This is a genomic window from Pseudoclavibacter sp. CFCC 14310, from assembly GCF_008831165.1.
Classification (GTDB): Bacteria; Actinomycetota; Actinomycetes; order Actinomycetales; family Microbacteriaceae; genus Pseudoclavibacter_A.
Map to the genome: position 1 here is coordinate 122,639 of NZ_WBKC01000003.1, position 17,515 is coordinate 140,153.

General features: G+C 66.1%; 15 protein-coding genes and 1 riboswitch. Of the genes, 5 read left to right on the top strand and 10 right to left on the bottom strand.

Annotated features, from left to right (window positions below):
• Positions 1-39 precede the first annotated feature (39 nt).
• On the bottom strand, positions 40-1,161 hold the full coding sequence (locus F8O06_RS07985; RefSeq protein WP_158037714.1) for an alpha/beta hydrolase: 1,122 nt from the start codon (positions 1,159-1,161) through the stop codon (positions 40-42).
• Positions 1,161-1,934 (bottom strand): LiaF transmembrane domain-containing protein, encoded by a 774-nt coding sequence (locus tag F8O06_RS07990; protein WP_158037713.1) that lies wholly within the window; start codon positions 1,932-1,934, stop codon positions 1,161-1,163. Before F8O06_RS07990 ends, F8O06_RS07985 begins: the two co-directional genes overlap by 1 nt.
• 130 nt (positions 1,935-2,064) lie before the next feature.
• Here F8O06_RS07990 and ilvD point away from each other — a divergent pair, with 130 nt between their 5' ends.
• Positions 2,065-3,921 carry a dihydroxy-acid dehydratase gene (gene ilvD, locus F8O06_RS07995; RefSeq protein WP_158037712.1) on the top strand — a complete coding sequence of 619 codons (1,857 nt, stop codon included), beginning with the start codon at positions 2,065-2,067 and terminating at the stop codon, positions 3,919-3,921.
• Positions 3,922-4,084: 163 nt separating this feature from the next.
• On the top strand, positions 4,085-5,446 hold the full coding sequence (gdhA, locus tag F8O06_RS08000) for an NADP-specific glutamate dehydrogenase (protein WP_158037711.1): 1,362 nt from the start codon (positions 4,085-4,087) through the stop codon (positions 5,444-5,446).
• Between the two features lie 108 nt (positions 5,447-5,554).
• On the opposite strand, the gene F8O06_RS08005 is transcribed toward gdhA, so the two are convergent.
• From F8O06_RS08005 to F8O06_RS08030, 6 genes are all read right to left on the bottom strand, one after another.
• Complete coding sequence (locus F8O06_RS08005; RefSeq protein ID WP_158037710.1) at positions 5,555-6,613, bottom strand: ABC transporter substrate-binding protein; 1,059 nt, start codon at positions 6,611-6,613, stop codon at positions 5,555-5,557.
• Positions 6,614-6,796: 183 nt separating this feature from the next.
• Complete coding sequence (locus tag F8O06_RS08010; RefSeq protein WP_158031202.1) at positions 6,797-7,573, bottom strand: ABC transporter permease; 777 nt, start codon at positions 7,571-7,573, stop codon at positions 6,797-6,799.
• Entirely contained in the window at positions 7,570-8,364 is a 795-nt protein-coding gene (locus F8O06_RS08015) for an ABC transporter ATP-binding protein (RefSeq protein ID WP_158037709.1), read from the bottom strand. The genes F8O06_RS08010 and F8O06_RS08015 overlap by 4 nt, the downstream gene beginning before the upstream one ends.
• A riboswitch (TPP riboswitch) is annotated at positions 8,357-8,453 on the bottom strand. Its footprint overlaps the gene before it by 8 nt.
• Positions 8,454-8,519: 66 nt before the next feature.
• The gene (locus F8O06_RS08020; RefSeq protein ID WP_158037708.1) at positions 8,520-9,152 is read right to left on the bottom strand and encodes a LutC/YkgG family protein; all 633 of its coding nucleotides are present in this window, start codon (positions 9,150-9,152) and stop codon (positions 8,520-8,522) included.
• The gene (locus F8O06_RS08025; protein ID WP_158037707.1) at positions 9,149-10,813 is read right to left on the bottom strand and encodes a LutB/LldF family L-lactate oxidation iron-sulfur protein; all 1,665 of its coding nucleotides are present in this window, start codon (positions 10,811-10,813) and stop codon (positions 9,149-9,151) included. Before F8O06_RS08025 ends, F8O06_RS08020 begins: the two co-directional genes overlap by 4 nt.
• Positions 10,810-11,592: a (Fe-S)-binding protein gene (locus F8O06_RS08030; RefSeq protein WP_158031198.1), complete on the bottom strand. Its 783-nt coding sequence runs from the start codon at positions 11,590-11,592 to the stop codon at positions 10,810-10,812. Before F8O06_RS08030 ends, F8O06_RS08025 begins: the two co-directional genes overlap by 4 nt.
• Positions 11,593-11,755: 163 nt before the next feature.
• Between F8O06_RS08030 and F8O06_RS08035 the strand changes: the two genes are divergently transcribed.
• Both F8O06_RS08035 and F8O06_RS08040 read left to right on the top strand, forming a co-directional pair.
• Complete coding sequence (locus F8O06_RS08035; protein WP_158031197.1) at positions 11,756-12,451, top strand: FadR/GntR family transcriptional regulator; 696 nt, start codon at positions 11,756-11,758, stop codon at positions 12,449-12,451.
• Between the two features lie 122 nt (positions 12,452-12,573).
• Positions 12,574-14,280, top strand: a complete 1,707-nt coding sequence (locus F8O06_RS08040; RefSeq protein ID WP_158037706.1) for an L-lactate permease — start codon at positions 12,574-12,576, stop codon at positions 14,278-14,280.
• Between the two features lie 241 nt (positions 14,281-14,521).
• Here F8O06_RS08040 and F8O06_RS08045 read toward each other — a convergent pair whose 3' ends face one another.
• Positions 14,522-14,932: a hypothetical protein gene (locus F8O06_RS08045; protein ID WP_158037705.1), complete on the bottom strand. Its 411-nt coding sequence runs from the start codon at positions 14,930-14,932 to the stop codon at positions 14,522-14,524.
• A 134-nt stretch (positions 14,933-15,066) separates the two neighbouring features.
• On the opposite strand from F8O06_RS08045, the gene F8O06_RS08050 reads away from it, so the two are divergent.
• Positions 15,067-16,626, top strand: coding sequence for a helix-turn-helix domain-containing protein (locus F8O06_RS08050; protein ID WP_158037704.1), 1,560 nt, complete (start codon positions 15,067-15,069; stop codon positions 16,624-16,626).
• A 46-nt stretch (positions 16,627-16,672) separates the two neighbouring features.
• Here F8O06_RS08050 and F8O06_RS08055 read toward each other — a convergent pair whose 3' ends face one another.
• The gene (locus F8O06_RS08055) at positions 16,673-17,461 is read right to left on the bottom strand and encodes a sulfite exporter TauE/SafE family protein (RefSeq protein WP_158037703.1); all 789 of its coding nucleotides are present in this window, start codon (positions 17,459-17,461) and stop codon (positions 16,673-16,675) included.
• Positions 17,462-17,515 lie beyond the last annotated feature (54 nt).

Genomic DNA, 17,515 nt, shown 5'->3' on the forward strand with positions numbered 1-17,515 from the left:
GACTATGGAGTGACGAACTCATGTTACTTGCACCCGACGTCATCGCGCAGCAGCGAGCACCGGCACACGGTCGACGTCGACGTCCCCTCCCCCGTGTGCCCCGACGAAGGCCACGGCCGCGCGCGTCGCAGCGATCGCCTCGGGGTACTGCGAGAACAGCACCTGATACTCGTGCGGCAGCGGCGGTTCGTGATCGGTGTCGTAGAACTGCGTGACCACCGGCACTCCGAGCTGCTGCAGATGCGCGGCGAATGCCCGCGACTGTGACTCCAAGGGGTCGCCGTTGCCTGCGCTGACGAACGTCGGCGGAAAGTCTGCCGTCACTGCGTCTATGGGAGAGCCCTGGCGAAGCATCTCGGCACTCTGCCAGTCGCGCACGCCGCTGTAGGCCCACATCACTGTGTTCAGAAATGAGGCGAACGGACCGGTCGCCTGCACGGCGCCGACGTCATAGGCCCCGCAGAAGAGCACCGCCCCACGAACCTGTTTCGGCTGAACCTGCGGCTGCAGGCCGAGCAGCGAGGCCTCGTCGGGGCTTTCGAGAGCGGCGAGATAGGTGGCCACGACCTGCGATCCGGCAGAGTCTCCCGCATAGAAAAGACGGTCGGCCGCGATGCCGAGATCGTCGGCGTGATCGAGCAGGTAGCTGGTGGCTGCGTCGAGCTGCTGCACCGCAGTCGGGAATCGTGCCTCTGGCGAGAGCGTGTAGTTGATCTGCACGACGGTCGCTCCGCTCGCCGCAAGAATGCGCGAGTAGTTCTCGCCCTGCGACTTGTCGCCGCCGACCCAGCCGCCGCCGTGCACCCAGATGATGGTGCTTGCCGGTTCGGTCGCGTCCGCACGGCGGTACACGTCGAGCCGTTCGTCGGCGCGACCGCTCGAGGTGTAGGCGAGATCGGCGTCACGTCGCACGTCGGCCGGTGCGTAGGCACCAAGCGCCTCGTTGCCCTGCACGCCTCCCGCGTTGAACGACGACCGGATCAGCAGCGCGCCCGGAATCGGGGTGGTGGCGAAGCTCAGCACCACCACGAGCAGCAGCGAGACCAGAACGGCGACGAGCATGCCGAGCACCGTCGCACAACGGCGCAGCGGCGTCAGCCCGGCCGTCGACGCGCCTGCCGAAGTCGGGCCAGGCGCGCCCGGCTCGTGCGTGCTGCGCATCAGTTGCGAACCTCGAGGCCGCCCAGCATGATCTGCCCGCCGATGACCACGACCGGAGCCAGAGCCGCGACCGACGGATCGGCAGCCGACGCGGTGAAGACCGACCGGTCTTCGACGCCGCCGAGCAGAGCCGTCGCCTCGACCCGCACCCGGGCGCCGTCCGGGATGCGAATCTCGACGCCGCCCATCAACGCGAGCACCTCGATGCGAACTTCCGGTGCCAGCACGGCACGAGTGAGATCAAGCGTCGACGAGCCGAGCACGGCAGTCATTGACGCGCTGCGAAAGCCGTGTGCCGTGCTGCGCACCTCGGAGCTGCCCAGCACCGCAGTCACGTTCTGGTCAAGGGCGGCGTCGCCGTCACGTGCGCCGAATCGGCGCTCCTCTGCGGCAGACGCCTCGGCTGGCGATCTCGGAACCGAATGGTCTGCCGAAGACCTGCTCGCCGCCGCCTTCGGACGACGTCTCGTCAGCACACTGAGGCCCAGCGCGATCACAGCGGCCGGTGCGATCAGTGCCCATGGACTGAACGGCAGCAGACCGAAGTTGTCGAGGATCAGTGCGGTGCCGACGACGACGAGCGCCAGCGCCCACCAGAGATTCGACCAGGACGACACCAGCGTCGAGACGCCCAAGGCGATCACGGCGATGCCGATGATCAGACGAAAGACGCTGCCCATCTGAAAGTCAGGGATCACCACGTTGGCGAGCAGCACCAGCCCCACGCCCACGATGACGATGCCTGCGATGATGCGGGAGCCCACTGTTCTCATGCTTCGACTCTAGCCAACGTTCCCACTGCGTGGTCGTCGGGTCGGTCAGCAGGAAAGCTCCAAACCCGGCCGGGACAAATAGAGGGCGACCTCACATGACGTGAGCAGAGAGGGCGGGTATTGTGGGCAGATGGCCAATCTACGCTCACGCACCGTCACCCACGGCAGAAACATGGCCGGCGCTCGCGCCCTTCTGCGCGCCGCCGGCGTCGACGGATCAGATTTCGGCAAGCCGATCATCGCAGTCGCGAACAGCTTCACCGAGTTCGTTCCCGGACACACCCACCTCGCTCCCGTCGGGCGAGTCGTCTCAGAGGCGATCAGCGCCGCCGGCGGCATTCCCCGCGAGTTCAATACCATCGCGGTCGACGATGGCATCGCCATGGGCCACTCGGGCATGCTCTACTCGCTGCCCAGCCGCGACCTGATCGCCGACTCCGTCGAGTACATGGTCAACGCCCACCAGGCCGACGCGCTGGTCTGCATCTCGAACTGCGACAAGATCACTCCCGGCATGCTGCTGGCCGCGCTTCGACTGAACATCCCGACCGTCTTCGTCTCAGGCGGCCCGATGGAGGGCGGCACGGCAGTTCTCGTCGACGGCACCGTGAAGAAGCGCGTCGAGCTCATCTCGGTGATGTCAGGCACGGCCGACCCCAACCTGTCAGACGAGAACCTGCTCCGGCTCGAGGCCAGCGCCTGCCCGACCTGCGGATCGTGCTCGGGCATGTTCACGGCCAACTCGATGAACTGCCTGACCGAGGCGCTCGGTCTGTCGCTGCCCGGAAACGGAACCACTCTCGCCACGCACACGGCCAGGCGCGCGCTCTTCGAGAACGCCGGTTCGCTCGTGGTCGATCTGTGCCACCGGTTCTACGACGACGAAGACGACAGTGTGCTGCCCCGTTCGATCGCCACGCGTGAGGCGTTCCAGAACGCCATGGCCATGGACATCGCCATGGGAGGCTCGACCAACACGATTCTGCACCTGCTCGCCGCCGCCCAGGAGGCAGGCGTCGACTACACGATGCACGACATCAACGACCTCTCGCACCATGTGCCCTGCCTGTGCAAGGTCGCGCCGAACGGGAGCTACCTCGTCGAAGACGTGCACCGCGCAGGCGGCATTCCCGCCATTCTCGGCGAGCTGCACCGTGGCGGCCTGCTGAACGAGAACGTGCACTCGGTGCACCATCCGACGCTCGGCTCCTACCTGGACGACTGGGATCTGCGCGGCGGCAAGGCGACCGACGAGGCCTTCGAGCTGTTCCACGCGGCTCCGGGCTGCAAACGCAGCGCCAAGGCGTTCTCGCAGTCAGAACGCTGGGAGACGCTCGATCTCGACGCCGAGGACGGCTGCATCCACGACGTCGCCCACGCCTATTCGAAAGACGGCGGCCTGGCCGTGCTCTACGGCAATCTTGCCGAGGACGGCTGCGTCGTGAAGACCGCCGGCGTCGACGAATCGATCCTGACGTTCAGCGGACCGGCCGTCGTGGTCGAGTCGCAGGAGGACGCGGTGAACGTCATCCTGAACAAGCAGGTCAAGGCCGGCGACGTCGTCGTCGTTCGCTATGAGGGACCAAAGGGCGGCCCGGGCATGCAGGAGATGCTGTACCCGACGTCGTTCCTGAAGGGTCGTGGCCTGGGCAAGAAGTGCGCGCTGATCACCGACGGCCGTTTCTCCGGCGGCACCTCGGGGCTTTCGATCGGCCATGTCTCCCCCGAGGCGGCATCCGGCGGCCTGATCTCGCTCGTCGAGAGCGGAGACACGATCACCATCGACATCCCGAATCGCAGAATCGAGCTGAACGTCTCTGACGAGGTGCTCGCCGAGCGCCGCGCCGCCCTGGAGGAGGGCAACGGATACCACCCGAAAGATCGCAAGCGTGAGATCTCGACCGCCCTCAAGGTCTACGGCGCATTGGCGACGTCAGCTGACAAGGGAGCGGTTCGCGACAAGGCGAAGATCGACGCGATCTACTGATCGACAGAGTGGGTTCGCATCAGGATGCGGGTCGGATGATGGCGTCGCCATGGTCTGGCCCGCATCGTCTTTTGTAGACTGAGCGAGGTGCGCACGCCGCCGTGTGTGCCCCCGGTGGGCACTTCGAACGGGCCCCCGAGCAGCCGTGCAGAGAGGTTCATGAATGTCCAAAGCAGCTGAGTTCATCGATTCGGTGTACCAGACCGTGCTCACTCGGAATCCTGGCGAACGAGAGTTCCACCAGGCGGTACACGAGGTGTTCGAGTCGCTGGAGCCGGTGCTCGAACGTCACCCAGAATACGCCGAGTCGGCGATCCTCGAACGCATCTGCGAGCCCGAGCGTCAGATCATCTTCCGTGTTCCCTGGACGGACGATCGCAATCACGTGCACATCAATCGCGGATTCCGTGTGCAGTTCAACAGCGCCCTCGGCCCGTACAAGGGCGGTCTGCGCTTTCATCCCAGCGTGCTGCTCGGCACGGTGAAGTTCCTCGGCTTCGAGCAGATCTTCAAGAACGCGCTCACCGGTCTGCCGATCGGCGGCGGCAAAGGCGGTTCCGACTTCGATCCGAAGGGCAAGAGCGACCGTGAGGTCATGCGCTTCTGTCAGTCGTTCATGACCGAGCTGCAGCGCCACATCGGCGAGTACGTCGACGTGCCAGCCGGCGACATCGGTGTCGGCGCCCGTGAGATCGGCTACCTCTTCGGGCAGTACAAGCGTCTGCGCAACAAGTTCGAGTCTGGTGTCATCACCGGCAAGGGCATCGGCTGGGGCGGTTCGCGTGCCCGCACCGAGGCGACCGGTTACGGTGCCGTCATCTTCGCCCGTGAGATGCTCGAGACTCGCCAGCAGGGCTTCGACGGCGCAAAAGTCATCGTCTCAGGATCAGGCAACGTCGCACTCTACGCCATTCAGAAGGTGCAGCAGCTCGGCGGCACGGTCATCGGCGCCTCAGATTCCCAGGGAGCAGTCCACGACCCCGACGGCATCGACTTCGAGCTGCTGCGCGAGATCAAAGAGGTCGAGCGCGGTCGCGTGCGCGACTACGTCGAGCGCCGCGGCGGCCGCGCCGAGTACCGAGACAGCAGCTCGGTGTGGGACATCGCCGATGTCGACGGCATCGACGTGGCTCTGCCCTGCGCCACCCAGAACGAGCTGAACGCCGAGAACGCCGAGACCCTGGTGCGCAACGGCGTCCGGGCTGTCGCCGAGGGCGCGAACATGCCCTGCACGCCAGACGCGGTGCGCACGTTCCAGAAGACCGGTGTGCTCTTCGGCCCGGGCAAGGCGGCCAACGCCGGCGGCGTCGCCACCTCGGCACTCGAGATGCAGCAGAACGCCTCGCGCGACTCGTGGACGTTCGAATACACCGAGGAGCGTCTCGAGCAGATCATGACCCGGCTGCACCGCTCGGTGCGTCGCACCGCCGAAGAGTACGGTCACCCGGGCGACTACGTGCGCGGCGCGAACATCCACGGCTTCCAGCTCGTGGCCGATGCCATGATCGCACAGGGCGTCATCTGATCATCGACGCAGCCCGCGGCTGAGGCCGCCGCACAGACGAAGGGCTGCGGAGACGCCAGAACTCACGGTTCGGTGTCTCCGCAGCCCGTTCTCACTGCGGAGCCTCGATTACCTGCCGGGCAGGTACTCGTTGGTCAGTCCCTGACGGCCGTCGTACTCGTTCTCGAGCAGACCGTTCTCGTGCATCCAGGCGGCGTACGCGGCCCAGTCGTCTTCCGGCTGGTGACCGAAGCCTCCGTCGTTCTTCAGCAGCGGCACCGTGCGCTCGACCATCCGGCGCAGCACATCGGGTTCGTAGGCGCCGTCGGTCGGTCCGGTCAGAGCCTCGACCGCGGTGTCGGTGCTCGCCTCTGCCACCTCCTGGCCCTTCGCCGTGCCGGCCAGGAACTTGCGCACGCGCTCGGCATAGGCCGAGTCGCTCTGCAGACGCGAACGTTGGGCGATCACGACGAGCTCGTCGTAGTCGGGCAGCCCGAGCTCGGTGTTCGACCACGACGGAAAGCTGCCGTGCTCGGCGAGCTCGACGCCCTCGATGTTCGGGTATGCGCCGATGGTCGCATCGACCTGATGATCGATGAGCGGCTGGTTGAGCCCCTGTGACAGGTTCACGTAGGTGATCGTCGACGGGTCGACGCCGTGCTTCTTGGCGATGTAGTTCATCGTCGTCTCCTGCGAGGCGAGCCCTGACGTGCCGACCTTCTTGCCGGCGAGATCCTGCGGTCCGTTGATTCCCGATCCCTCCCAGGTCATCACCGAGTTGAGGCTGGTCGGAACGAGCGCGCCCACCGAGATGACGTCGAGCCCCTCCCCCTCGGCGATCAGTGTGTCGGGCTCGTACGAGATCGCCAGATCGGTCTGACCGAGGCTGACCATCTTCGCGGCGTCTGCGGTGCCGCTCGGCGTGGTGAAGTCCACCTTGACCCCGGCCTGCTCGTACGCGCCGGTGTGCTGCGCCGTGTAGAGCGACACGTGGTCGGGGTTCGGCGTCCAGTCGAGCAGCACGCTCACCGGGTCGAGGCCGTCTGAGGCGGCCGAGTCCTGCTGTTGGCTCGAGCATCCGCTCAGCGCCAGGCTCAACGCGGCGGCTCCGGCGATGAGCCCCATGCCCATCGATCGGCGGATGCGTGCATGCGCCCGTCTCTGGGACGCGGTCTGCGAGGTGATCATTGTCTCTCCTTCGTCTTCTCTGTGGTATCGGTTCGTGGAAGTGGTATCGGTTCTGGGAAGTTGTCGGTGCTGTGAAGTTATCTGTGCCGTGAGGTGGCATCGGGACCGGGATTCTGGGTGTGACGGCCGGGGTCGGTGCGCCGTTCGATCGGCGTGGTCGCCGATGTCGCCCGAGGTCGGGGCTCAGCGCAGGCTGTCACGCTGCCAGCCGCACACCAGGCGTTCGGCGAGCAGCGTCAGCAGGTACAGGGCGGCCGTCATGGCGGTGAGCAGCACGACCTCGGCGAAGACGAAGTCGGTGCGCAGTCTGGGAATCGCCTGGATCAGGTGATAGCCCAGACCATTGCTCGATCCGGCGTACTCGCCGAAGACGGCGGCCACGGGAGCGAAGGTCACCGAGATGCGCAGCCCGGCGAAGCCCTGCGGGAGTGCGAATGGCATCCGCACGCGCCAGAAAAGCGCGCTCGGGCTTGCCCACAGCGTGCGCATCGTGTCGATCAGTCGCGGGTCGACGCTCTGCAGGCCCGACAGCAGGCTGACGGTCACCGGAAAGAAGCAGAGCAGCGCGACGATCACCACCTTCGATGCGATGCCGTAGCCGAGCGCGATCGTGAGAATCGGGGCGAAGACCATGACCGGCACTGTCTGCGTGCCGATCAGCAGGGGTTCGAGGGCGCTGCGCAGCGGTTTCACCGCGAAGACCGTGACCGAGATGACGCCGGCGGCGAGAACGCCGACCAGCAGGCCGAGCACAGTCTCACTGCCGGTCACGAGAGTGGCCGACCACAGCGTGCCCCAGTAGCGGCCGAGCGCCACGATGACGTCCTGCGGGGCCGGAACGAGGTATTTCGGCACTCCGAGCCACGTGGTGGCTCCCCACCACACGGCCAGCACGATCACGACCGCAGTGGCCGGCGGCAGCACCCGGTGCAGGCGGCTCTGTGCGTTGCGCGTGTTCATCGCCGCATCGCCCCCTCTGCGGACAGCGCGGTCAGCAGACCGGTGCGCGCAGCGGCCAGATCGACGTCTGCGAGCAGCTCGGTGCGCGAGCGAGGATCGCCGAACCAGCCGCGACTCTCAGCGGTCACACGCGCAGGCCGTCCGGCCAGCACCAGCACCCGATCAGCCAGCAGCAGGGCTTCGTCGACGTCGTGGGTGACCAGCACGAGCGTGGTCTGCCGATCGCGCAGCCGCTCGCGCAGCCAGGTCTGACCGTCGGCACGGGTGATCGCATCGAGGGCTCCCAGGGGCTCGTCGGCGAGCAGGACGGGTTTGTCGGCGGCGAGGGCGCGCAGCAGAGCAGCACGCTGTCGCATGCCGCCGCTCAGCTCATGCGGGCGGCGGTGCGCGACCGAGCCGAGCCCCCACTGCTCGACCAGTGGACGCACCTGCTCGCGTGCGGCTGACTTGGAGACGCCGCGGTTGCGCAGCGGCATCGCGACATTGTCGACCAGAGAGAGCCACGGCAGCAGGGAGTCGCCCTGAGGCATGAGTGCGCAGCTGCGCACTCGTTCGGCCGGATCGGAGTGATCGAGCACTCGGACCGTGCCTGCGTCTGGTGTGAGCAGCCCGGTGATCACCGACAGGGCGGTGGTCTTGCCGCAGCCGGAACGACCGATCACGGCGACGTGCTCGCCGGTCTGGATGCTCAGGCTCAGTTCTTCGAGCACCGGCGCCGCTGCGCCCTCAGGCGTGTAGACCACGTCGCTGACGACGACTGCGGTGTCGGATTCGACGCGCGTCGATTCCATCGTGTGACATCCCTCCGCTCGTGTGAACGAGATCAGGTTCAGCGGGTCTCATCTCAGCTCCAGCTCTCGGAGCACCCCGTGTCTTCGTCGAAAGCGTAGCAGACCCCGGTCGGCACACGGCCGACCGGGGTCTGCTACTGCTCAGTCTGGGCGAGTCATTCGGCCGAGACGATCACCACGATCAGGGTGCGCGGGCCGTGCACGCCTTCGACGCGCTGCAGCTCGATGTCCGAGGTCGCAGAGGGCCCGGCGATCATCGTGATCGGCCTTTCCGGCACCAGCCGCCGAATCGCCGCCGGCATGTCGACGACGATCTCTGCATCCTGCACCACGCACACGTGCACATCGGGCACCAGCGTCAGCGCGCGGCGACCCTGGGTGCCGCTGCCGTCCAGAAAGATCGTGCCGCTGATCGAGCAGGCCACGGCCGCTCCGGTGACGATGGCATCGAGGCTGTCGAGCGATGCGGCAGGGATCGAAGCGTCGTCGACCTGCACCTCGCCCGCGTAGTCACCCAGCCAGCTGCGATCCAGTGCCGGGGGGATGCCGACGCGGCTCGCCTGCACGGAGGCGAGGGCCGAGGCGACCTCTGCCCCGATGGTGCTCGGCGTGGCGCGCCGCACCTCGGCTTTGTAGTCTTCGAGCCGATCGATCAGCAGATCGATGCGTTCGGCGTCGGGCAGCTCGATCTCGGCGTCATAGTCGCGCACCACGGGCTCGACCACCGGCGGCGCGATCCGCAGCGCGTCTTTGATGCGATCCAGGATGTCTTCGCGTGCGGTGCTCACTTTGTGCTCCCCTGCGTGCTGCTTCGTTCTTCGGACTGCTCAGACGGCGCCGCGGGGCTCCCGAAGCCTGCGGGCATGGGCCTGCGCTCCCAATCGGCGTCGCGCTGGGCGTCCTGGTTGCCCGGGCGCTGCGTCAGATCGGCCTGCACTGCGCTGGAACGCGCCTGCTCGGCCGCCAGCTCACGTTTGGCATCCGTGGTCTTGAACCACTCGCGGGCCGAGTGCTTCGCCGGCGCCGGAAAGTCGCGGGCGTCCGTCCAGCCGCCCAAGAGCCCGGGCAGCTTGGTGATCTTCTTGTCAGGACCAGCCACGATGCGGCCGCCGATGCTGGCCGCCTTCTGCGCCGCATGCCAGCGTTTGCCGGAGCTCATGGCCGACGCCACGGTCTTGAGCATCGGCTTCTCGAGCCCGGAGCCGACGGTGTTGACCTTCTGGTCGCGCAGTTCGACGAGGATCGACGGGATGTCGATCTTGACCGGGCAGACCTCGTAGCAGGCCCCGCAGAGGCTCGACGCGTAGGGCAGCGAGCTGTTGGGGTCGTGTGAGTCCTCCATGCCCGTCAGCAGCGGCGAGAGAATGGCTCCGATCGGGCCCGGGTAGGTCGATCCGTAGGCGTGTCCGCCGGCGTGTTCGTAGACCGGGCAGACGTTCAGGCATGCCGAGCAGCGAATGCACTTGAGCGCCTCGCGTCCCATGCCGTCGGCGAGAGCGTGGGTGCGGCCGTTGTCGAGCAGCACGAGGTGGAACTCCTGCGGGCCGTCACCGGGAGTGACGCCGGTCCACAGTGAGGTGTAGGGATTCATGCGCTCGCCGGTGGACGAGCGCGGCAGCAGCTGGGTGAAGACCTCGAGGTCGTTGAAGCGAGGCAGCAGCTTCTCGATGCCCATGACGGTGACCAGTGTGTCGGGCAGGGTCAGGTTCATACGCCCGTTGCCCTCCGACTCGAAGATCGAGAGCGTGCCGGTCTCGGCGATGCCGAAGTTCGCACCCGAGATCGCGATCTTCGAGGTCAGGAACTTCTCTCGCAGAAAGCGACGGCTCGCCTCAGCCAGATGGGCGGGGTTGTCGTCGAGATCGGGGTCGACGCCCGGCATCTCTTTGAGAAAGATGTCGCGCACCTCGCTGCGGTTGCGATGGATGGCCGGCACCAGAATGTGGGAGGGCTTGTCGTGGCCGAGCTGGACGATGAGTTCGGCCAGGTCGGTCTCTTGAGCATGGATGCCGTGCTCTTCGAGGTACTCGTTTAGGCCGATCTCCTGCGTGGCCATCGACTTGATCTTGAGCACCTCCTTCGCGCCGTGATCGGCGACGATGCCGCGCACGATCTCGTTCGCCTCTGCGGCGTCACGAGCCCAGTGCACCTGGCCGCCGTGTTCGGTCACTTTCTCTTCCAGCTGCTCGAGCAGATCGGGCAGGTTGGCGAGCACCTCGCGCTTGATGCGCGAACCGGCCTCACGCAGGCGCTGCCAGTCAGGCATCTCGTCGACGACGTGCTGACGCTTGTCGCGAATCTTGTGCGTGGCGAAGTTCAGGTTGCGGCGCAGCTGCTCATTGGCGAGCTCGTGCACCGCTGCCTGCTGGAACTTCTCTGTGCCGCGCAGGTTGCCGACCCCTGCCGGGGCGACCGGCGGAACCGCCGGCATGCCGAGGAACGTGGTCATGCGGCCACCTCCTCGCCGAGCAACGTGATCGAGCGATCGGCGTCGGCATGCGTCGAGGCCAGGATCTGCGCGAGGTGGATCGTCTTCGTTCCCAGCTGCAGGCGCGACATGGCTCCGCCGATGTTCGTCAGGCACGAGGCATCCCCGGCGGCGCAGTACTCTGCACCGGTCTCTTCGATGTGCTTGACCTTGTCTTCGACCATTGCGGTCGAGGTCGCGGCGTTCTTGACGGCGAAGGTGCCGCCGAAGCCGCAGCACTCCTTTGCGAAGGGCAGCTCGCGCAGCTCAAGGCCCTCGACGTTCTGCAGCAGTCGGTACGGGCGCGAGCCCACCTGGATCATGCGCAGCGAGTGGCAGGTGGGATGGTAGGTCACAGTGTGCGGAAAGTAGGCTCCGACGTCGGTGAGACCGAGCACGTCGACGATGAACTCGGCGAGGTCGTACGTCTTGTCATTGACCGACGAGACCTCTCGGCTCAGCGCCTCGTCGCCGAACTTTCCGGCGATCATCGGATGCTGGTGTCGCACCGACCCTGTGCACGAGCCGCTCGGCAGCACCACGGCGTCGATCGACGAGTCGCCGAAGACGTCGACGTAGTTCTGCACCAGCGGCAGAGAGTCTTTCTGGTAGCCCGTGTTGATGTGCATCTGGCCGCAGCAGGTCTGTCCCTCGGGGAACACCGCCTCGTGGCCGAGTCTGGTGATCAGACGAGCCGTCGCCCTGATCACATCTGGATAGAGCGTGTCGACCAGACACGTTCCGAAAATTCCCACTCGCATGGAGTGCCTCCGTTCGCTGCGACTGACAGAATCAGCTGGCGGCTGTGCCCAGGAACAGGCGTCGACACTGTGGTCTGACCACACTTTCGACGAGCGGGCGCCGCTGGAGTCCATGCCACCACTTTCGCGGAAACGCGGCAATGTAGGGTATCCTCATCTCGCTATGAGAGCACATGAGACGGTGATGTCCTGGGTCAGAGACCAGCTTGCTGCGGGTACGCTCGCGGTCGGCGATCGTCTGCCCGGAGAACGCCAGCTCGCCGAGCAGCTCGGGGTCTCACGCAGCACGGTTCGAGAGGGCCTGCGCATTCTCGAGGCACTCGGCACGCTCACCTCTGCGACGGGCTCAGGCCCGAACTCCGGCACCATCGTGATTGCCGAGCCGCAGCAGGCTCTCGCACTCGCGCTCGGAATGCAGCTCAGCTCACGCAGTGTGCGATTCGAAGACGTCGTACACACTCGTCTGCTGCTCGAGTCTTGGGTCGCAGGCCACGCTGACCCCGGCTACACCGACTGGGAGGTCGCCCAGCGTCTGCTCGATCGTATGGCCGACCCCGACCTTCCCGTCGAGCAGTATCTGGCGCTGGACGCCAGCTTTCACGCCGCGCTCGCAGACGCTGCGGCCAATCCGCTCATCTCCACGCTCATGGACGGCATGCGCACGGCAATCGCCGACCACACACTCGACCGCGCAAGACAGCTGCCAGATTGGCCGACCACCGCACGCACGCTGCACGCCGAGCACACCGGCATCCTCGAGGCGTTTCGTCGCGGCGACCACGAGGCGGCGACGCGCCTGGTGACCGACCACATCACGGGCTACTACCAGCTGACCGAGGCCCACACCGCAGCAGCCTGACTCGCTTCTGAGACACTAACCGTATTTCACGACTTGACGTGGTCTGACCACGCCAGATAATCTGCCCGAACGACGCATCTGCGTCTCTAACGTCCGACTTCTCGAAGGAGAGAATCACGACCATGTCGCCCTCAGACACCGCGGTCCTGCTTAGCGATGGCTTCACTCCCAATCTGGAGTCAAGCCTCATCGGCGGCAGCCTTCCGCTTACTGCTCTCGTCTCACTCATCCCACTCGTGGTGTTCTTCGTGCTGTTGGGAGGGTTCAAGATCAGTGCTCTGCGCTCCGGTCTCGGAGCGCTGCTGACGGCGATGCTCGTCGCCATCTTCGGTATGAAGATGTCGGTCGGGCTCACCTTCGCCGCAGCGACCCAAGGAGCGGTCTTCGGCCTGTTCCCGATCATGTGGATCGTCATCACGGCGATCTGGTTCTACGAGGTCACCGTGCTCAGCGGGCGCAGCGACGACTTGCGGCGCATCTTCTCGAGCGTCGGTCGCGGCGACATGCGCATCCAGGCTGTGCTGATCGCCTTCTGCTTCGGCGGCCTGCTCGAGGCGCTCGCCGGATTCGGCGCGCCCGTCGCGATCACCGGTGTGATGCTGGTGGCGCTCGGTCTGCCGCCGCTGCGCGCCGCGCTCGCGGTGCTGGTCGCGAACACCGCCCCGGTCGCCTTCGGCGCCATGGCCGTGCCGATCACCACCGCCGGCAACCTGACCGCCGGTGACGGCGACAAGCGGGCCCAGGCCGAGGCGATCGCACAGGTCGTCGGCGTGCAGACCCCATTGATCGCATGGGTTGTGCCGATTCTGCTGCTGCTCATCCTCGACGGCTTCCGCGGTGTGCGCCAGCTCTGGTTCCCCGCACTGGTGACCGGCCTCACCTTCTCTGTGCTGCAGTGGTGGTGCGCGCACCACTTCGTCTACGAGCTCACCGACGTCGTCGCTGCACTGGGCGGCTTCCTGATCGCCACCATCCTGCTCAAGTTCTGGAAGCCCACGACCCCCGAAGATCAGATGTCGAAGGTCAAAGAAGAGCCGCTAACCGGCGTGCGTGTCTGGATGGCTCTGCTGCCGTACATCATCGTCATCGCACTCTTCGGCTTCACCAAGCTCTGGACGATGGGCGCCAACATTCCGAAGCTGCTGGCAGGCACCGACCTGAAGATTCCCTGGCCCGGCCTCAGCCAGAGTCTGATGACCGCCGACGGCAAGATCTCTTCGTCGGCCACGTACACACTGACATGGCTGTCGTCGCCCGGTACGACGCTGCTGATCGCCGGAATCATCGTCGCCATCGTGTTCAGCATCTTCACCGCAGGCGGCAAGTTCAGCATGACCGTCGGGCAGGCTCTCGCAGAGTTCTGGCACACCATTGTGAAGTCGCGCATCTCGCTGGCCACGGTTGCCACCGTGCTGTCGATCGCGTACGTCATGAATCTCTCCGGGCAGACCATCTGGATCGGTCAGTGGCTCGCCGCAACCGGCGTGTTCTTCGCCTTCCTGTCGCCGATCCTCGGCTGGCTCGGCACGGCGGTCACCGGGTCAGACACCTCGGCGAACGCTCTCTTCGCGAAGCTGCAGCAGACGGCTGCGCACCAGATCGGCATCAATGAGCACCTGCTCACGGCTGCCAACACGTCAGGTGGCGTCGTGGGCAAGATGATCAGCCCGCAGAACCTGACGATCGCCGCAACGTCTGTCGATCTCAAGGGTCAGGAGTCGACCATTCTGCGCAAGGCGCTCCCCTGGTCGCTCGGCCTGCTGCTGATCGTCTGCATCATCGTGTTCCTGCAGTCGACACCGGTGCTCGGCTGGATGATCCCCGCCTGATCCACCGTTGATCAGCTCGACTGCTGATCAGCACTCGGCCCGGTCTGCCTCGCACTCTCGCGAGGCAGACCGGGCCTTTTCATATGCCCTTACGGCTGCGTGGTCTGGCTGGATGCCCGTGGTTCGTCGGCACCCCAGGTGCAGACGCGACCGGCTCAGGGGCGCCAGACTCTGTGCTGCGCACGACGCATCCCCTGCTGCCGCCACCAGCGACCTGCGCGAGGCGCGTCTGTGTGAAGCGCTACTTGCCCGAGAGCTTGCGCAGACCGAGCCCGACCAGGGTTCCGATCATGCCGACGACGAAGCACTCGCCTACGATGATCGTGGCCGACATGACGTCGAACGGCCGCATGAAGATCAGCACCACGACGGCCGAAATGACCGCGACGGCCGCCGGCAGCTGCCACAGCTCGCTCGGGTGCTCACGCCCCCGACCCCAGATGGCCCCGAACACGACCGCGATGATCGGCGAGACATAGGCGAACCATGCGAGCGTCCAGATCTCGTGATTCGGCACGAAGAGCAGCACGATCAGAGGCACCAGCATGATGCCAGCCGCCCAGGCGGTCAGCTTCCACCCCGCCCACCCGCGCTCTCGTGGTCCAGACGAGGCGCTCATGCGTGGTTTCGGGTTGCGGGAGTCGGCGTTCATCTGAATGCTCCTTCGTGGCAGAGGCTGCGGCACATCCGCACCGGGTTCAGACTACCGAGCCGAAACCGCGACCGCCTGCTCAGACCCTGCGTGTCACATTCCGAATATCTCAGATACGAGATACACTCGCGCATATGACTCAGGCGATCAAGACCACACCCAACGCCCCCTCGCCCTTCGTGAAGCAGGTCGGGCTGCTGATTCGCAGCGCCCGGCAGGGCCGCAATCTCACCCAGGCTGAGCTCGCCGAACAGGTCGGCACCAGTCAGTCGGCGATCAACCGCATCGAGCACGGCAGCCAGAACATCGGCGTCGAACTGCTCGGCCGCATCAGCGACGCGCTCGGACGAGAACTGATCAACCTCGAAGACCGCCCTCGACACACGCATCTGCGCGTGCACGGCGGAAAGAAGCTGCACGGCGAGATCGATGTCAAGACCAGCAAGAACGGCGCCGTCGCACTGCTCTGCGCATCGCTGATGAACCGCGGCACGACGCGCCTGCATCGCGTCGCCCGCATCGTCGAGGTCGATCGCATCATCGACGTGCTGCGCAGCCTGGGCGTCAGCGTCACCTGGAGCGATGACGGCAACGACGTCGAGATCCGGGTTCCCGCAGACCTCGATCTAACCCACATCGATGAGGCCGCCGGTCGGCGCACCCGCAGCATCATCATGTTCCTCGGGCCGCTGCTCGGCAGCCACTCCCGCTTCGACCTGCCCTATGCCGGCGGCTGCGATCTTGGCGAGCGATCGGTGCAGCCGCACCTGATCGCTCTGCAGGCATTCGGCCTCGGTATCAAGGCCGAAGCCGGCTGGTACCACGCCACCGTGTCGCAGGACACCCCGCAGGACGTCTCGATCGTGCTCACCGAACGCGGCGACACCGTCACCGAGAACGCGATCATGGCGGCCGCGGTGCACGACGGAGTCACCACCATCCGCAACGCCAGCCCCAACTACATGGTGCAGGATCTCTGCTTCTACCTCGAGCTGTTGGGCATCGAGATCGAGGGCATCGGCACCACCACCCTGCGCATCACCGGCCGCAGCCACATCGACGCAGACGTCGACTACTGGCCCAGCGAAGATCCGATCGAGGCCATGAGCCTGCTGACGGCGGGCATCGTCACCGACTCGCAGATCACCGTGCGTCGCGTGCCGATCGAGTTCATGGAGATCGAACTCGCGACCCTGCACGAGATGGGACTGCAGTACTCGCTCTCAGCGGAGTACGCCGCGCACAACGGCCGCACGCGGCTGGTCGACGTCACGGTCTTTCCCTCGACGCTGCGCGCTCCGATCGACAAGATCCATTCCATGCCGTTCCCGGGTCTGAACATCGACAACCTGCCGTTCTTCACGGTGATCGCCGCCTGCGCCAACGGGCACACCCTCATTCACGACTGGGTGTACGAGGGTCGTGCCATCCATCTGACCGACCTCACCCGTCTCGGCGCCGACGTTCGGCTGCGCGACCCGCATCGCCTCGACGTGACCGGCCCGACCCATTGGTCTGGTGCCGAGATCAGCTGCCCGCCGGCGCTGCGCCCCGCGGTCGTCATTCTGATCGCGATGCTCGCGGCCAAGGGCGAGAGCGTGCTGCGCGACGTCGACATCATCGCCCGCGGCTACGAGCAGCTGCAGGAGAGACTCGTCTCGCTCGGTGCCGACATCGAGACGTTCTTCGACTGATCCGCCAGCGCAACCGCACCCTGGCCTCTCGCCTGCGGCTGTTCGGTCACACGCCGAACAGCTGCAGTACGAGGCGAACGATCAGCGCGCTCACCACGATCACCAGCATCCATCGCACGAATCGTGCCCCCAGACGCATGGTAAGCCGTGCCCCGAGATAGCTGCCGACGAGGTTCGCCGCGCCGAGCAGAATCGCCAGCGGCCAGTGCACCGCCTGCAACGGGATGAAATATGCCAGGGCGCCCAGGTTGGTGGCCACGTTCACGATCTTCGCCCCACCCGCGGCACGAAGCAGATCGGCCTGCAGCACCAGCGTGATGCCCAGCACCAGGAACACGCCGGTGCCCGGCCCCAGCAGGCCGTCGTAGAAGCCGAGCACCAGGCCGAGGGCCAGCCCGCGCAGCATCGCGAACGACACGCTGCCGACGTCGTCACGTGGACGGCTGCCGAGCTCCGGTCTCATCAGGGTGAAGATCAGCACGCCGACGAGCACCACGACGATGATCGGCGTGAAGATGCCGGCCGGCAGCCGTGCGGCGAGCACCGCCCCGCCGAACGAAGCCGCGAACGCCGCGACGACGACGGGGGCCAGCATTCGCCAGTCTGGCCGCACCCGCCTCGCAAAGGTGATCGAGCTGGTGATCGTGCCGCACGCCGAAGCGACCTTGTTCGTCGCCAACGCCTGCACCGGTTGAAATCCTGGCACGAGCAGCAGCGCCGGCAGCTGGATGAGCCCGCCGCCGCCCACGATCGAATCGACCAGCCCCGCGATCAGCGAAGCGACGACCAGGCCGATCGGCACCCAGATCGGCATTGCGTCGAGACTCTCGAACATATTGAGTCAATATACCGGGCGGCCGATCCCCCGAGTCGACGAGGGTCACGCGAC